This window comes from Streptomyces sp. BK208 (assembly GCF_004364245.1).
In the GTDB taxonomy this organism is placed as follows: Bacteria; Actinomycetota; Actinomycetes; order Streptomycetales; family Streptomycetaceae; genus Streptomyces.
Genome location: NZ_SOAV01000001.1, coordinates 648255 through 664751 on the forward strand (window position 1 = coordinate 648255; position 16497 = coordinate 664751).

13 protein-coding genes are annotated in these 16497 nt (G+C 72.8%); 4 read left to right on the plus strand and 9 right to left on the minus strand.

The annotated features are described in order from the left end of the window. Window positions 1-63: 63 nt before the first annotated feature. Window positions 64-720 (plus strand): zf-HC2 domain-containing protein, encoded by a 657-nt coding sequence (locus tag EV562_RS03100; protein ID WP_133885063.1) that lies wholly within the window; start codon window positions 64-66, stop codon window positions 718-720. A 46-nt stretch (window positions 721-766) separates the two neighbouring features. On the opposite strand, the gene EV562_RS03105 is transcribed toward EV562_RS03100, so the two are convergent. Both EV562_RS03105 and EV562_RS03110 read right to left on the minus strand, forming a co-directional pair. Next, window positions 767-1630, minus strand: a complete 864-nt coding sequence (locus EV562_RS03105; RefSeq protein ID WP_133885064.1) for a DNA-formamidopyrimidine glycosylase family protein — start codon at window positions 1628-1630, stop codon at window positions 767-769. Between the two features lie 66 nt (window positions 1631-1696). After that, window positions 1697-3787 (minus strand): SpoIIE family protein phosphatase, encoded by a 2091-nt coding sequence (locus tag EV562_RS03110; RefSeq protein ID WP_133885065.1) that lies wholly within the window; start codon window positions 3785-3787, stop codon window positions 1697-1699. Between the two features lie 115 nt (window positions 3788-3902). On the opposite strand from EV562_RS03110, the gene EV562_RS03115 reads away from it, so the two are divergent. Then, entirely contained in the window at window positions 3903-5324 is a 1422-nt protein-coding gene (locus tag EV562_RS03115; RefSeq protein WP_133885066.1) for a lipase maturation factor family protein, read from the plus strand. Between the two features lie 49 nt (window positions 5325-5373). Here EV562_RS03115 and EV562_RS03120 read toward each other — a convergent pair whose 3' ends face one another. The 5 genes from EV562_RS03120 to EV562_RS03140 form a co-directional block, all read right to left on the minus strand. Further along, window positions 5374-8397 (minus strand): glycoside hydrolase family 38 C-terminal domain-containing protein, encoded by a 3024-nt coding sequence (locus EV562_RS03120; protein ID WP_133885067.1) that lies wholly within the window; start codon window positions 8395-8397, stop codon window positions 5374-5376. A 63-nt stretch (window positions 8398-8460) separates the two neighbouring features. Next, a complete protein-coding gene (locus tag EV562_RS03125) occupies window positions 8461-9753 on the minus strand; it encodes a glycosyl hydrolase (RefSeq protein WP_133885068.1) in 1293 nt (430 codons plus the stop codon). Window positions 9754-9820: 67 nt separating this feature from the next. After that, a complete protein-coding gene (locus EV562_RS03130; protein ID WP_133885069.1) occupies window positions 9821-10741 on the minus strand; it encodes a carbohydrate ABC transporter permease in 921 nt (306 codons plus the stop codon). Continuing rightward, complete coding sequence (locus EV562_RS03135) at window positions 10738-11670, minus strand: sugar ABC transporter permease (protein WP_133885070.1); 933 nt, start codon at window positions 11668-11670, stop codon at window positions 10738-10740. Before EV562_RS03135 ends, EV562_RS03130 begins: the two co-directional genes overlap by 4 nt. 6 nt (window positions 11671-11676) lie before the next feature. After that, window positions 11677-12969: a sugar ABC transporter substrate-binding protein gene (locus EV562_RS03140; RefSeq protein ID WP_133885071.1), complete on the minus strand. Its 1293-nt coding sequence runs from the start codon at window positions 12967-12969 to the stop codon at window positions 11677-11679. Between the two features lie 214 nt (window positions 12970-13183). On the opposite strand from EV562_RS03140, the gene EV562_RS03145 reads away from it, so the two are divergent. Both EV562_RS03145 and EV562_RS03150 read left to right on the plus strand, forming a co-directional pair. After that, window positions 13184-14230, plus strand: a complete 1047-nt coding sequence (locus EV562_RS03145; protein ID WP_133885072.1) for a LacI family DNA-binding transcriptional regulator — start codon at window positions 13184-13186, stop codon at window positions 14228-14230. Window positions 14231-14354: 124 nt separating this feature from the next. Further along, window positions 14355-15701, plus strand: a complete 1347-nt coding sequence (locus EV562_RS03150) for an amidase family protein (RefSeq protein WP_133885073.1) — start codon at window positions 14355-14357, stop codon at window positions 15699-15701. A gap of 39 nt (window positions 15702-15740) precedes the next feature. On the opposite strand, the gene EV562_RS03155 is transcribed toward EV562_RS03150, so the two are convergent. Continuing rightward, window positions 15741-16223 carry a GNAT family N-acetyltransferase gene (locus tag EV562_RS03155; RefSeq protein ID WP_133885074.1) on the minus strand — a complete coding sequence of 161 codons (483 nt, stop codon included), beginning with the start codon at window positions 16221-16223 and terminating at the stop codon, window positions 15741-15743. Window positions 16224-16279: 56 nt separating this feature from the next. Next, window positions 16280-16453, minus strand: a complete 174-nt coding sequence (locus EV562_RS03160; RefSeq protein WP_133885075.1) for a hypothetical protein — start codon at window positions 16451-16453, stop codon at window positions 16280-16282. Between the last annotated feature and the right edge of the window lie 44 nt (window positions 16454-16497).

Consider the following 16497-nt stretch of genomic DNA (forward strand, 5'->3'; position numbering starts at 1 on the left):
CGGGTGCGTACGGGTGGGAGCAAGGAGTAACCCCACCCGCACCCAACGGTACGAGGATTCGGCATGAGGTCCCTGGAAAGGCATGGTGACGTCGGCGCGTACGCGCTCGGCGTGCTGGACGAGGCGGAAGCGTTCCGCTTCGAGGACCACCTCATGGACTGCCCCCGGTGCGTGGCCCAGGTGACCGAATTCGGCCCCGCCACCCGCCAGTTGATGCTGTACCGGCAGGCGACGCCCCGTTTCGTCCACCCCCTGGCCGGGCCGGGACCGCGACTTCTCGACCGGCTGTTGTCCGAGGTGGTGGCGCGCGGGCGGGCCGGCCGCAGGCGGGTGCTGTTCGCCGTGGCCGCCGCCGTCGTGTGCGCCGTGGCGGCGCCCGGCGCCGTGCTGTACGCGAGCCGGGGCGACGAGCCGGTGGCGCCGCTCTCCGCGACCGACGCCCGGTCGGGGGTGTGGGCGCGGATCACGGCCCGGGACGCGGCCTGGGGCACGGACGTCCGGCTCGAGGTCGAGGACCGGGCGGGGCCGCGCTCGTGCCGGCTGGTCGCGGTCGGCCACGACGGGTCCGAGCAGACGGTCACCAGCTGGATGGTCCCCGGGCAGGAGGCCGCCCGGCCGCACACCGTGCGGGGCGGGGCAGCGCTGCATCCCGGCCAGATCGAGCGCTACGAGGTGCGGACGGCCGACGGTGAGCACCTGGTGACACTGCCGGCCGGCTGACCGGCCCGGCGGCGGTCGCCGCCCCGCCCCGCTCCGTCCGGTGCCCTCACTTCAGCAGCCGGGACATCCTGCGGTCCGCCAGCGGCTTGCCGCCGGTCTGGCAGGTCGGGCAGTACTGGAGCGAGGAGTCGCTGAAGGAGACCTCGCGGACGGTGTCGCCGCACACCGGGCAGGGCTCGCCGGTGCGGCCGTGGACCCGCAGCCCGCTCTTCTTCTCGGCCTTCAGACGTCCGGCGGCCACGCCCCGCGAACGCTCCACGGCCTCGGTGAGCGTGCCGCGCAGGGCCGCGTACAGCCGCGCGGTCTCCTCGTCGGTGAGGGAATCGGCCAGCTTGAACGGGGACATCTTCGCGGCGTGCAGGATCTCGTCGCTGTACGCGTTGCCCACCCCCGCGATCAGGCTCTGGTCGCGCAGGGCGCCCTTGAGGCGGCGCCGCTCGCCCTCCAGGAGCGCGGCGAGGCGCGCCTCGTCGAAGTCGTCGGCGAGCGGGTCCGGTCCGAGCCGGGCCACGCCCGGCACCTGCCGCGGGTCGCTCACGACGTACACCGCGAGCCGCTTCTGCGTGCCCGCCTCCGTGAGGTCGAAGCCGGCGCCGGTCTCCAGGGCGACCCGCAGGGCGAGCGGTCCCTTGCCCGGCCTGGGCATGCCGCTGGGCAGGCCGTCCCTCCAGTGCAGCCAGCCGGCCCGGGCCAGATGGGTCACCAGGTGCGGGCCGCCCTCGGTCTCCACGTCGAGGAACTTGCCGTAGCGGTGCACACCCGCCACCCGGTGGCCCTCCAGCGCGGTGAGCGGCGGGTCGTACGTCTTCAGGACGCTGATCGCCACGGGCAGCACCCGGACGATCTCGCGGCCGGTGAGATTCTCGGTCAGGAAGTCGCGGAGCGCCTCGACCTCGGGCAGTTCTGGCATACGTCCAGAGTGCCACCCGCCACCGACAGTGCCAGTGAGCCCGGCACCGGCGCCGGGCAGCCGGGGTCAGCCCGAGCCGTGCGCCACCACGAACTCCGCCCACACGACCTTGCCGCCGCCGCGCGCCTCCACGCCCCACTCGTCGGCGAGCGAGTCGACCAGGAGCAGCCCCCGTCCGGAGACCCCGTCGTCGCCGGCCTCCCGGCGGCGCGGCAGGGCGCTGGAGGAGTCCTCCACCTCGACCCGCAGCCGCCGGTCGGTGCCGGTGAGCAGTCGCAGCGTGACGATCGCGGTGCCCTCGGTGTGCATGAGCGCGTTGGTCGTCAGCTCGTCGGCGACCAGTTCGATCTCGTCGCTCTGGCCCTTCGCCCCCCAGGACCGCACCGCGGCACGGATCATGTGCCGGGCCTCGGTGAGGCCCTCGGGGTCGCCCGGGGAGACGTGCTGCTGGACCCGGCCGAAGGTCCTCGGGGTGCCCAGGCCGTGCCGGCGCAGGACGAGCAGCGCGACGTCGTCGTCGCCGCGGCGCTCGTCGGCCACGTCGATGAGCCGGTCGGCCAGGTCCCGCACGTCCTGCGGCCCGGAGCTGATCAGCGCCGTGAGGACGTCCATGCCCTCGTCGAGGTCGGCGCCGGGCTGCTCGACCAGGCCGTCGGTGCACAGCAGCAGGGTGCTGCCCGGGTCCAGCTCCAGGGTGGCCACCGGATAGGCGAGGCGCCCGAACTCCGCGGACAGGCCGAGCGGCAGCCCGCCCTCCACGCGCACCAGGCGGCAGGTGCCGTCGCCGAAGCGCAGCAGCGGGTCGATGTGCCCGGCGCGGACCACCTGGACCACTCCGGTGCCCAGGTCGGCCTCGGCGTACAGGCAGGTCGCGAAGCGGTCGGTGTCCAGCTCGTGCAGGAAGACGGAGGCCCGCGCCATCACCGTGGCCGGCGGGTGGCCCTCGGCCGCGTAGGCGCGCAGCACGATACGCAGCTGGCCCATGACGGCGGCGGCGTGCGTGTCGTGGCCCTGGACGTCGCCGATGACGGCGCCGACACGTCCGCCGGGCAGCGGGATCAGGTCGTACCAGTCGCCCCCGATGTCGCGGCCGAGGGTGCCGCCGATGGAGGCCGCGCGGTAGCGGACGGCGACGTCGCAGCCGGGGACGCTGGGGATGGTGCGCGGCAGCATGGCCTGCTGGAGGCCCTCGGCGAGGTCCATCTCCTGCTCGTAGAGCATGGCGCGCTGCAGGCTCTGGGCGATGCCGCTGCCGAGCGCCACCAGGACGTTGCGGTCCTCCGGGGAGAAGCCGCGCCGGTCGCTGTAGAGCAGTCCGATGGCGCCGATCGGCCGGGCCTGGGCGATCAGCGGCAGATAGGCGGCCGCGGTGATGCCGAGGTGGGTGATGTCCTTCCACAGCGCGGGGTAGCGCCGGGCGAACTCCTCCGGCGACTCGATGAAGCGGGGGCTGAGGGTCCGTACGGCCTCGCTCATCGGGTAGGGCTCGTCGATCCGGGTGACGCGGGTGCCGGGGACGAAGTCGTTCTCGGGGCCGTCGGCGACCAGCCGGATGCGGCCCGCCTCGACCAGGCCCATCACCAGGCTGGTGGCGCCCAGCCGGGTGAGGCCGTGGGTGTCGCGCAGCACGTCGATGACGTCGTCGACGGTGCGGGCGTGCGCGAGGGCGGCCGTGGCCAGCTGGACGACGTTGGTGAGCCGGCGGCGGGCCTCGTCCAGCTCGGCCTGCTCGCGGTCGGCCGCGATGTCCGCGATCTCCTGGGTGGCGTCGCGCACGATGCCGATGATCCGGTGCGGGCGGCCGGTCGCGTCGCGCCGGATGTAGCCCTGGGTGTGGGTCCAGCGCAGGGTGCCGTCGCGGCGGCGCAGCCGGAAGTAGGTGCCGTAGTTCTCGCTGCCGTCCTTCATGGCCCGGGCGACGATGGTGTCCATACGGCGGCTCTCCGCCGTCGGCACCCGCAGCGACAGCGACTCGGGGCGCCCGTCGTACTCCTCCGGGCGCAGGTCGAACACCTCGTGGGCCTGGGCGTCCATGTGGAACAGTCCGGTGTCCAGGTCCCAGTCGAAGCTGCCCATGCGGTTGAGCGCCAGGATCGGGTCCGGGTGGGCGGGCCAGTCCTCCGGGAGTGACGGGGCGCTCGCTCCCCGATCAGACATGCACCCCACCTTGCCAGGGTTTGTCCGAATCTTCGACTCCTGGTCCGCCGGGCAGGCCGGAGGGGGTCCGGCGGCCGACCGGGGTACACGGGGCGGGTAGGAGAGGAGCCCGGCCGTGGAGTGGTTCAACGCACCCGACTACTGGCCGGCCCGGCTGGTCTTCCAGCGGGCCCTGGCCGTGATGTACCTGGTCGCGTTCCTGACGGCCGCCCTGCAGTTCCGGGCGCTGCTGGGCGAGCGCGGGCTGACGCCGGTGCCCCGCTTCGTCGCGCGGGTTCCCTTCCGGCGGGCACCGAGCCTGTTCCAGTGGCGCTACTCGGACCGGTTCTTCGCCGGCTGCGCGTGGGCGGGCTGCGCGGTCTCGGCGGCGCTCGCGGCGGGGGCGGACTCGCTGCTGCCGCTGTGGGGCGCGATGCTGCTGTGGCTGGTGCCGTGGGCGCTGTACCTCTCGATCGTCAACGTGGGGCAGATCTGGTACGCGTTCGGCTGGGAGTCGCTGCTGCTGGAGACGGGCTTCGTCGCGGTGTTCCTCGGCAACGACGAGGTGGCGCCGCCGGTCGTGGTCCTGTTCCTGTTGCGGTGGCTGCTGTTCCGGGTGGAGTTCGGGGCAGGGCTGATCAAGATGCGGGGCGACGAGTGCTGGCGGAAGCTGACCTGTCTGGACCACCACCACGAGACCCAGCCGATGCCGGGCCCGCTGAGCTGGTTCTTCCACCACCTCCCGCGTCCCCTGCACCGCGTGGAGGTCGCCGCGAACCATGTCACGCAGCTGGTGGTGCCCTTCCTGCTCTTCGCCCCGCACCCCGTGTCCACGGCCGCCGCGGCGCTGATGATCGTGACCCAGTTGTGGCTGGTGCTCTCGGGCAACTTCGCCTGGCTCAACTGGATCACCGTCGTGCTGGCCCTGTCGGTGGTGCGGTTCCCGGCCGATCCGCCGTCCGTGCCCGCCACCCCCCTCTGGTACGAGGCGGTGGTCCTGGCGGCGGCGGCGCTGCTGGTGTTCCTGAGCCGTGGGCCGGTGCGCAACATGATCTCCCGCCGCCAGGTGATGAACCGCTCCTTCGACTCGCTGCACCTGGTCAACACCTACGGCGCCTTCGGTTCGGTCAGCCGGGTCCGGTACGAGGTGGTGGTCGAGGGCACCGCCGACGAGACGGCCCGCGAGGACGGGGACTGGCGGGAGTACGAGTTCAAGGGCAAGCCCGGGGACCCGCGCCGCTGGCCGCGTCAGTTCGCGCCGTACCATCTGCGCCTCGACTGGCTGATGTGGTTCGCCGCGCTGTCGCCCTCGTACGCCGGGCCGTGGTTCGGCACGTTCGTGGAACGGCTGCTGGAGAACGACCGCGCCACGCTGAGGCTGCTGCGCCGCTCCCCGTTCCCGCCGGACGCGCCGCCCCGTTTCGTGCGCGCCCGGCTCTTCCGCTACCGGTACACGACCTGGCGCGAGCTGCGGGAGACGGGCGCGTGCTGGGAGCGGACCTGTGTACGGGAGTACCTGCCGCCCACCCGGCTGACCCGGGTGCCGGAGCGGTCGTAGCGGGGCGGGCCCGGCCCACCGTCCGCGGTGGACCGGGCCCGCCGGGGCGCTACGCGCGCTTGAGCCGCAGGGTCACCAGCTGGAACGGACGCAGCCGCACCGCGATCCGGTCGCCGTCCAGCCGCAGGGCCTCCGCCTCCGCGAGCGGGCGTTCCAGCAGGTCGCACACCTGCACGCCGGTGGCCGCGAACCCGGTGGTGAGCGTGGCCCGGACCCGGCCGCCGTGGGCCTCGTGGAAGCGGACCACGACGTCCCCGCTGCCGTCGTCGGCGAGCTTGACGGCGGTGACGACGACCGCGTCCCGGTCCGCGGTGACGAGCGGCGCGACCTCCGCGGTGCCGCCGGTGAGGTGCCGCTCGGGCAGGTTGATCCGCCAGCCCTCGCGCACCGCGTCCCCGATGCCCGCGCCCGGTACCAGCGCGTGCCGGAACCGGTGCACGCCCTGGTCGGTCTCGGGGTCGGGGAAGCGCGGGGCGCGCAGCAGGGAGACGCGCACGGTGGTGGTCGTGCCGAGGTCGCCGTCGGTGCGGACGGTGCGGGTGACGTCGTGGCCGTACGTCGAGTCGTTGACCACCGCGACGCCCCAGCCGGGCTCCTCCAGGTGCACGAAGCGGTGGTTGCAGGCTTCGAACTTGGCCGCCTCCCAGCTGGTGTTGGTGTGGGTGGGCCGGTGGAAGTGCCCGAACTGGGTTTCGGACGCGTACCGTTCGGCGTGCACGTCGAGCGGGAAGGCGAGCTTGAGGAACTTCTCCGTCTCGTGCCAGTCGACCTCGGTGTCCACCTCCAGCCTCCGCTCCCCCGGCGCCAGCGTCAGCACCTGGGTGACGCGGGACGAGCCGAAGGAGCGGACGACGCGCACCGAGGCGCCGTCGTCGCCGGGCACGACCTCGTCGGCGTCGGTGAGGTCGGTGACCGTGTGGCGGTAGAACGCGTCGACGTCCCAGGCGTCCCACATGTTCGGGAAGTCGGGGTGCAGTTGGAGCAGGTTGCCCGCCCCTCCCGGCGCGATCGTCTCGCGGTCGGCGGCGAGGTCGTACGCCGAGACGACCAGGCCCCGCTCGTCGATCTCGACGCGCAGCAGCCCGTTGTCGAGGACGTGGCCGCCGGCCGGGCGGACGGTGCGGCCGGTGCGGCCCCCGGCGGCGGGGGACGCGGCGCCGCCCGCCGGGACCGCGGCCCGCGGGTGCGGGGCGGAGTTGAAGACCAGCGGGGTGTCGCCCTCGCCGGCCAGCGCGCGCTGGGCGGCGTCGATGACGCCGTTCAGTTCGGCGGCGACCCGGTCGTAGGTGGCGCGGGCCTCGCGGTGCACCCAGGCGATGGAGGAGCCGGGCAGGATGTCGTGGAACTGGTGCAGCAGGACCGTCTTCCAGATGCGGTCCAGGTCGTCGTACGGGTAGGGGAACCCGGCGCGCACGGCGGCTGTGGCCGCCCACAGCTCGGCCTCGCGCAGGAGGTGTTCGCTGCGCCGGTTGCCCTGCTTGGTCTTGGCCTGGCTGGTGAGGGTGGCGCGGTGCAGTTCGAGGTACAGCTCGCCGACCCAGACCGGCGGCTCGGGGTTCTCCGCCTCGGCCTTCTCGAAGAAGGCGTGCGGGGTCTCCCACTCGACCGTGGCCGAGCCCTCGAGGTCGCGCAGCCTGGCCGCCTTGGCGACCATCTCGCGGGTGGTGCCGCCGCCGCCGTCGCCCCAGCCGGTGGGGGCGAGGGAGTGCCGGGCGACGCCCTTGTCCTTGAAGTTCCTCGCCGCGTGGGCGATCTCGCTGCCCTTCATCGAGCAGTTGTAGGTGTCGACGGGCGGGAAGTGGGTGAAGATCCGGGTGCCGTCGATGCCCTCCCAGCGGAAGGTGTGGTGCGGGAACTTGTTCGTCTGCGACCAGGAGATCTTCTGCGTCAGCAGGTACTTGGCCCCGGCCGCCTTGATGATCTGCGGGAGCCCGGCCGCGAAGCCGAAGGTGTCGGGCAGCCACGCCTCGTCGTTCTCGACGCCGAACTCGTCGAGGAAGAACCGCTTTCCGTGCACGAACTGCCGGGCCATCGCCTCCGAGCCGGGCATGTTGGTGTCCGACTCCACCCACATGCCGCCGGCCGGCACGAACCGCCCGTCCGCCACGGCCTTCTTGACCCGCGCCCACACCTCGGGCCGGTGGTCGCGCACCCACGCCCACTGCTGGGCCTGGGACATGGTGAAGACGAAGTCCGGCTCGTCCTCCAGGAGGGCGGTCATGTTGGAGGTGGTGCGGGCCACCTTGCGCACCGTCTCGCGCAGCGGCCACAGCCACGCCGAGTCGATGTGCGCGTGGCCGACGGCGCTGATGCGGTGCGCGGAGGGCACGGCGGGGGCGGACAGCACCTCGGTGAGGCGGGCACGCGCCTGCTCGGCCGTGCCGCCCACGTCCTGGAGGTCGATGGCGTCCAGCGCCCTGTCGACGGCGCGCAGGATCTCCCAGCGTCGCGGCGACTCCACCGGCAGCTCGGCCATCAGCTCGCCGAGCACCTCCAGGTCGAGCACCAGGTTCCACACCGTCTCGTCGAGGACGGCGAGGTCCATGCGGGCGAGGGTGTACTGCGGTTCGCCGCCCGCGGTGTCCCTGTCGCCGAGCCGTGTGGGCACGAAGGGGTGGTAGTCGAGGATCACGGGGTTGGAGGCGGCCTCGACGTGCAGGCGGACCTCTTCGCCGCCCTCGACGGGGGCGCCGATCCGCACCCACCGGTTGCGCGGGTTGAGGCCCTTCACCGGGGTGCCGTCGGGGCGGTACACCAGGCCCTCGCACTGGAAGCCGGGCATGTTCTCGTCGAAGCCGAGGTCGAGGATCGCCTCGACGGTCCTGCCGGCCCACGCGTCGGGCACGGTGCCGGTGACGCGGAACCAACTGGTGCCCCAGGGTGCGCCCCAGCGGGCGCCGACCTCGATGGGTTCGGGCCGGGCGGCGAGGCCCTCCTCGACCGGGACGGGCTCGCCGGGCGCGTTCCAGACCGCGACGTCCAGGGGCACGGACTCGGGGTACACGGCGGGGCGGACGCGCTCGTCGAGGACGCGCTTGAGGCGGGCTTCGACCAGGCTGCGGTCGTCATGCATGCGGGTGCTCCGGGGTCGGGGGCGGGTGGTTGCCGGGGGTGGATCACGATGACGGGGCCGGTGTCAGGTACAGCTCCCCCGCCGGGCGCGGTCCGAACCGTGCGGGACGGGGACGGCGAGCACGGCGTCGGGCGTGACGACCTCGGTGATGCCGCGCGCCGCGAGGTGCCGGGGGTCCGCGGCGCGCGTGTCGAGGACGGTGGTGGGGCGGACGCCGTCGGCGACCAGCCGGAAGAAGGCGTCGAAGACGGCACCGCCGGGAGCGCAGGCCGGGCGCGCGGCGGGGTCGGCCGGGACGACGAGGGCGGTGGTGCGCGGGGCCGGGGCGGGACGGGCGCCGGTTCGGACCGCGCGTGCCGCGCTCGCCAGGGCCCGTGCCGTGTCCTTGGGGCGGCGGTCGTTGGTGAGGAGTCCGAGCCCGTACTCCAGCTCGGGGAAGTCGGCCAGGGTCCGGGACACGTCGTGGGAGCACCACCAGGTGACGCCCCACAGCCCGGGGCAGTCCAGGGCGTTGGCGACGGTGGCCTCGGTGAAGGCGGCGGCGTGCTCGGCGGGGACGAGGGGCGCGGGGGCTCCGACCTCCTGGAGCCAGACCGGGCGGTGCGCGTCGTCGGCCCATGCCTTGCTCAGTTCGATCAGGTAGGCGGCATGGTGCTCGCTGGGCACGGAGGTACGGCCGTGGCGCTGGGCGGTGCCGTTGAAGACCCAGGAGTGCACGGCCGTGACCGCGCCCCGCCGGGCGGCCTGGGCGGGGGTGAAGGGCTGGTCGCCCTGGTACCAGGTGGCGTCGTACTCGGCGTGCAGGTGCATGCGGCCGGGTGCCCCCTCCTCGCAGGCGGCCAGCATCCGCTCCAGCCAGGCGTCGATCTGGTCGCTGGTGGCGCGGTCCGGATCGGGGTGGGGGCCCGCGGAGAACTGGTTGACCTCGTTGCCGAGGGTCATGCCGAGGAAGTTGGCCCGGCCGGCCAGGGCGGCGGCGAGGGTGCGCAGGTAGGCGGCCTGGCCGTCGATCACGTCCGGGTCGGTGAACAGGTTGCGGCGGTGCCAGGTACGGGTCCAGGCCGGGACGAAGTCGAAGCTGCTCAGGTGGCCCTGGAGACCGTCCACGTTGACGTCGAGGCCGCGTTCGCCGGCCGCGTCGACCAGCGCCACCAGGTCCTCCACCGCGCGTTCGCGGATCAGGGAGCGGTTGGGCTGGAAGTAGGGCCACAGCGGGAAGACGCGGACGTGGTCCACGTCCAGGGCGGCGACGGAGTCCAGGTCGGCGCGCACCGAGTCGAGGTCGAAGTCGAGCCAGTGGTGGAACCACCCGACGCTCGGTGTGTAGTTGACGCCGAAGCGCACGGCAGAGGGCATGCGGGTGTCCTTGCTACGGGGGCGTGGGGGAGGTACGGGGTGCGGCCGGCGACCTCGGCCGGCGGGGTCAGCCCTTGACGGCGCCCTCGCCCACGCCGCGGAAGAAGTACCGCTGGAGGCAGGCGAAGAGGACGATGAGCGGCGCCACGGCGATGACCGTGCCCGCGGCGACCAGGCGTTCGTCGTTGGCGAAGGTGCCGTGCAGGTAGTTCAGGCCGATGGTCAGGGTGAATTTGGAGGGGTCGCTCAGCACGATGAGGGGCCAGAGAAAGTCGTCCCAGGCGCCCATGAAGGCGAAGATCGCGACGACGGCGAGGGTGCCCTTCACCGCGGGCAGCGCGATCCGGCAGAAGCGCTGCCAGACGTTGGCGCCGTCGACGAAGGCGGCCTCCTCGATCTCGTAGGGGAGGTTGAGGAAGGCGTTGCGCATCAGCAGCACGTTCAGGGCGCTGACGCAGCCGGGCAGCACCACGCCGACGAGGGTGTTGTTGAGACCCAGCTCCCGCATGGTGGTGAACTGGGCGATGACGATGCCCTCCACCGGCACGAGCATGGCCAGGACGAACACCAGCGCGGCGACGCGCCGGCCGCGGTAGCGCAGCCGGGCCAGGGCGTATCCGGCGAGGGCGGCGCCGACGCAGTTGGTGACGACGTTGGCGGCGGCGACCTTCAGCGAGTTCAGGGCGTAGTCCCAGACCGGGATGGTGTCGGCGACCCGCTCGTAGTTGTGCAGGGTGGGATCGCCGGGCAGGAACCTGGGCGGGGAGCTGAAGATGTCCTCGGTGGGGCCCTTGAGCGAGGTCGACAGCTGCCACAGGAACGGGCCGATGGTCAGGGCGAGGACGCCGAGCAGGAGAAGGTAGCGCAGGGCCAGTTCCCAGACGCGTACGCGGCGCCCGTGCTCGTCGGTGATCCGGGGTTCGCGTTCCCGGGTCCGGGGAGCGTCCCGGAGCCCGCCGGCCGGGCGGGTCTTCTCGGCGAGGCTCACGACTCCTCCTTCCGGTCGGCACGCAGGACCAGCAGCATCAGGACGACGGTGACGGCGAACACGACGACGGAGAGGGCGGAGGCGTAGCCGACCCGGCCGGTCAGGCCGGTGCCGGTGCGCTGGACCAGCATGACGAGGGTGGTGTCCTCGCCGGCCGGGCCGCCGCTGGGGCCCGCCATCAGGTAGACCTCGGAGAAGACCTTGAAGGCGGCGACCGAGGAGAGGGCCGCGACCAGGACCATGGTGGAGCGGACCGCGGGCACCGTGACGGTGAGGAAGCGGCGGACCGCGCCCGCTCCGTCCACTGCGGCGGCCTCGTGCAGCTCGCGGGGCACGTTGGCGAGCGCCGCCAAGTAGATGATCATGTAGTAGCCGAGGCCCTTCCAGACCGTGACGGCCATCGCGCTGAGCAGGATCAGCCACTGGTCGCTGAGAAAGCCGACCGGACTCGCGCCGAGCGTCTCCAGCAGGGAGTTGACCAGGCCGCGCTCGTCGAGGAGCCAGACCCAGATCAGTCCGACCACGACGATCGAGGCGACGACCGGGGTGTAGAAGGCCGACCGGAAGAAGGTGATGCCGGGGATGTTCTTCTGCACCAGCAGCGCGAGCAGCAGCGGCAGCAGGACGAGCGCGGGGACGACCCCGAGGACGTAGAGGGAGCTGTTGCGCAGGCCGATCCAGAACATGTCGTCGTGGAGCAGCTCGCTGAAGTTGTCGAGGCCCACGAACTCGCCCGGGACCAGCGTGCGGCGGTCGGTGAAGGAGTTGACGAGGGTGGAGACGAACGGATACAGGATGAAGGCGCCGGTGACCAGGAGGCCGGGGGCGGCGAACAGCCAGGGGCTGGCGGGCAGTTGGCGCCGCACGCGCCGGGCGCCGCCGCGCTTGCCGGTGCCCGGCGTGCCGGTGGTGAGGATGGGACTCGCCATGACGCCTCAGCCCTGCTGCTGAAGGAGCCGGTCGCACGCCTTGACAGCGTTGTCGAGGGCTTCCTTCGGGCTCTGCTTGCCCTGGAGCGCCTTGGCGACCTCGTTGCGCAGCTCGGTCTTCATCTGCTCGCTGAACAGCACGGGCGTGTAGTTCACGGCGTCCTTGAGCGACTTGGCGGCGGCCACCCGGACGCGGGTCTCGTCGGTGCCGTCCTCCTCGGTGAAGTACGGGTCGTCCAGCGAACCGGCGGTGCTCGGGAAGATGGCGACCTGCTTGGCGAACGACATCTGGTGGGCCGCGTCGGTGACGTGGTGCGCGAAGGCGACCGCGGCGGGCTTGCGCTCGCTCTGTGCGTTCACCATGAGGCCCATCACGTACATGTTGACGTGTCCTGTGCTGGTGATCTGGTCGGTGATGCCGATGTTCTCGTACAGGTTCGGCGCCTGCTTCTTGAAGTTGGCGAGGTCGAGCGCGCTGCCCGGGTTCATGGCGACGGCGCCGGTGAGGAACTTCTTCCCGGACGACTCGGGGGTGGCGGTCAGCGCCTGCGGGTCGAGGGCCTTGGCGTCGTACAGCTCCTTGTAGCGGGTGAGGAGCTGGACGCCCTTGGCGTCGTCGAACGCGAAGCCGGTGCCCTCCTTGTTCATGAGCGGGACGCCGTAGCGGCCGAAGTCCTCGATGGTGGGCACGTTGGCGAGGGTGGCGACCTCGCCGTCGGTCCTGTCGGCGATCTTCAGCGCGGCGTCGAAGACCTCGTCGTAGGTCTTCGGCGGCTGCTCGGGGTCGAGCCCGGCCTTCTCGAAGAGGGACTTGTTGTAGAAGAGCGGACCGGTGTTGAGGTACCAGGGGAAGGCGTACGTGCCTTCCATGCCCGGTATCCGGTGGCTGGCCCAGGCCCCTTCCAGGTACTCCTTCTCGTACTGGCCGGCGGCCTTGTCCAGGTCGAGGGCGAGACCGGCCTGGGCGAGCGGGGCGACCAGGTCCGGGGAGACGTTGACGACGTCGGGCAGGGTACCGCCGGCGGCGTCAGCGCTGATCTTGTCCGCGTAGCCCTCGCCGGGCTGGTCGACCCACTTGACGTGGGTGCCGGGGTACTTCTTCTCGAAGTCGGCGATCAGGCCCTCGAAGTAGTCCTTGAAGTTGGCCCGCAGGTTCCAGGTCTGGAAGGTGATGTCGCCCTCCACCTTTCCCGAGGCGTCGGTCGAGCCACCGCCGTCGCCTCCGGAACCGCAGGCGCTGAGCGGCAGGACGAGGGCGGCTACGGCGGCTGCGGCGAAGGTTCTGCGCGAGGTGGGCACGGTGACACGTCTCCCTTGAGGCGTCGGCGGCGGGATGCCAGCGACCATGCCCGGCGATTCCGCGGAAAGTCAATGGACTCGCGCCAACTAAAGAAGAAAGCGGGACATTAGTGCAGGTCAGAGCGGCAGCATTGCGCTCTTGCCAAGAAGAACTAATGCGCTTTAGGATCAGCGCACTCAAGCGCATTAGCTCGCACCGAGGAAAGGAGTGCGCATGCCGGCCAAGCGGCCCGCCGCGCGCCGGCCGACGATGAAGGACATCGCGCGGCGGGCCGGAGTCTCCGAGAGCGCGGTGTCGTTCGCGCTGAACGACCGGCCGGGGGTCTCCGAGATCACCCGGGACCGGGTGCGCCGGGTGGCGGAGCAGCTCGGCTGGCGCCCCAGCACGGCCGCGCGCGCACTGTCCGGAGAGGGCGCGGCGACGGTGGGCTTCGTCCTGGCCCGGCCCGCCCACACCCTCGGCGTGGACTCCTTCTTCCTGCAACTGGTCTCGGGCATCCAGGAGGTGCTGGCGGACCGCCATCTGGGGCTGCTGTTCCAGGTGGCGCGGGACGTCGACGACGAGTGCGCGGTCTACCGGCGCTGGTGGGCCGAGCACCGGGTGGACGGTGTCCTCGTGGTGGACCCGCGCACCGACGATCCGCGCCCGGACCTTCTCGACGAACTGGGCCTGCCCGCCGTGGTCATCGGCGGGGAGCCGGACGAGCGTCATCCGGGGCTGTCGACGGTGTGGGCGGACGACGCGGGGGCGATGGCCGCGCTGGTGGACGCGCTCCACGCGCTCGGGCACCGGCGGATCGTGCACATCGCCGGGCTGCCGGACCTGGCCCACACCGATCGCCGGGTCCGCGCCCTGCGCGCGGAGGCCGGACGACGCGGTCTCGGCGAGGTCGAGTCGGTGACCACGGACTACTCGGACGCCGAGGGCGCGGCCGTCACCCGCCGGGTCCTGGAGGCGCCCGCTCCCCCGACCGCGCTGATCTACGACAACGACGTGATGGCCGTCGCCGGGGTCGCCTCCGCGGCCGAACTCGGTTTCTCGGTACCGGCGGACGTGTCCGTGGTGGCCTGGGAGGACTCGGCCCTGTGCCGCATGGTCAAGCCGTGGCTGTCCGCCCTGTCCCGGGACAGCGTGGAGTTCGGCCGCACGGCGGCGACGGAGCTGACCGCCCTCCTCGACGGCGGCCCGGCCCGGACGGTGCGGGTGCCGGTACCGCGGCTGATCGAGCGGGACAGCACGGGGCCGGCCCGGCCGGTGTGAGCGCGATCGGGGACGACCGGGCGGCCCTCGCTCTCGACGTACGGGCGCCGGGACGAGCAGAGTACTGTCCTGCGTACTCACCAGTAATCCCGCATCCCGGTTCCCGCACCCCGAGGAGACCTCCGTGACCGACTGGGCCGGCCGTACCGCCGTAGAGATAGCCACCGCCGTACGGGAGAAGCGGGTCACGCCCCGCGAGGTGGTGGCGGAGCACCTGGCCAGGATCGAGCGGCTGGACGGCCGCGTCGGCGCCTTCCGTACGGTGCGGGCCGAGGCGGCGCTCGCCGAGGCCGAGGAGGTGGGCGCCCGGGGCGATCTGGGCGAACTGCCGCTGGCCGGTGTGCCGGTCGCGGTCAAGGACAACCTCGCGGTGCGCGGGGAGACCATGCGCGTCGGCTCGGCCGCCACGCCGCACACGCCCGCGGACGCCGACCACGTCACCGTGGCGCGGTTGCGGGCGGCCGGCGCGGTGGTGGTGGGGCTGACGAACGTGCCGGAGCTGTGCGTGTTCGGCACCACCGACGGGCTGCTCGGCACCGCCCGCAACCCGTGGGACCCGGCCCGCTCCGCGGGTGGTTCGTCGGGCGGCAGCGCGGCCGCGGTCGCCGCCGGGATGGTGCCGCTCGCGCTCGGCAATGACGGCATGGGCTCACTGCGCATACCCGCGGCCAACTGCGGTCTGGTCACCCTCAAACCGGGTCACGGCGTCGTGCCGGCCGGCATCGGCGAGGGCGACTGGTTCGGCATGTCCGAGAACGGGCCGCTGGCCACGACGGTCGAGGACGCCCGTCTGATGCTCGCCGTCCTCGCGGACCGGGCGCTGCCGGACCGCGAGGAGTCCGGCGCCCTCCGCGTCGCCGCCTCGCTGCGCAGTCCGCTGGCCGGCGTCCCCGTCTCCCGGCCGTACGCGCACGCGGTGCGCGAGGCGGCCGGGGTCCTGATGAAGGCGGGTCACCAGATACGGCGGGCGGACCCGCCCTACCCGGCGTCGCTGAGCCTGACGGCCCTGACCCACTGGACGGCCGGCACGTCGGTGGACGCGCGGGGCCTGGACCGGCGGCTGCTGACCCGGCGCACGCGGGTGCACGCGGCGCTCGGGCGGCGCTTCGTCGGCCGGGTGGCGACCGGCGGGGACCGGGAGCGGCTGCGCCGGCGCCTGGAGCCGTTCTTCGCCGAGTACGACGTCCTGCTCACCCCCGCGCTGGCCCGCCGCTCCCCCGAGGCCGGCCCCTGGCACGAACGGGGCTGGTTGCGCAACATGGTGGCGAATTCGGCGTACTCGCCGTTCACGCCGCCGTGGAACCTGACCGGCTGGCCCGCGATGTCGGTGCCGCTGGACACGCCGGACTCCGGCGCGCCCAGCTCCGTGCAACTGGTGGGGCGCCCGGGATCGGAGACGGCCCTGCTGGAACTGGCGGAGCGGATCGAGGCGCTGCGCCCCTGGCGGCGGACGGCGCCGCTCGACCGATGACGCCTCCGAGGCCCGGTGGTCCATCGGGGCGCGGTCGTCCTACAGGGACCGGTGCATGACGTACAGGCCGACCCGCCCGTGCCGCGGATGGTCGAAGGCGTCCGGCACCGTGCCCAGGATCGTGAAGCCGAGGGAGGTCCACAGCCGTACGGCGGGGTTGGTCTCGACGACGGCGTTGAAGACCATGCCCCGGTAGCCGTCGGCCCTGGCGGCCTCCAGGACGTGTTCGGCGAGGGCCCGTCCGGTGCCCCGTCCCGCCCGGTCGGGGTCGACCATGAACCCCGCGTTGGCGATGCCGGCGGCGGGACCGCCGTAGTTGGGGGTGACGTAGGCGGAGGCGACGACGGCGCCGGTGTCGTCCTCGACCACGTAGACGCGTTTGGCGGGGTTCATCCACAGGGCCCGGGCGTCCTCCTCGGAGGTGTCCGGGTCCCAGGCGTAGGTCTCGCCGGCGGCGACGATGCGGTGCCAGAAGGGCCAGATGTGCGGCCAGTCGCCGGCCGTGGCTTCCCTGATCAGCATGGGCGTGAGTCTGGCACGCCCATGCGCGGGCGATCTCGGCGGACGGCCCGGGCGGGTCAGTCCACGCTCGGCAGGATGTGCGGCTCGGCGAGGTCGTCCTCGTAACCCGCGAGGCGGATCGGTGCGGAGCGCGCCCACACGTCGAGGATGCCGATCTCGCCGGGCCGGCGGCCACGTCCGCCGCGTTCTTCGATGCGTTGCTCCGGGTTCGTCGTCGTTTCCGGTGTCACCGCGCACTCCTTATGTGTCGGGTCACCCTCGGGGGCTCTCCGCG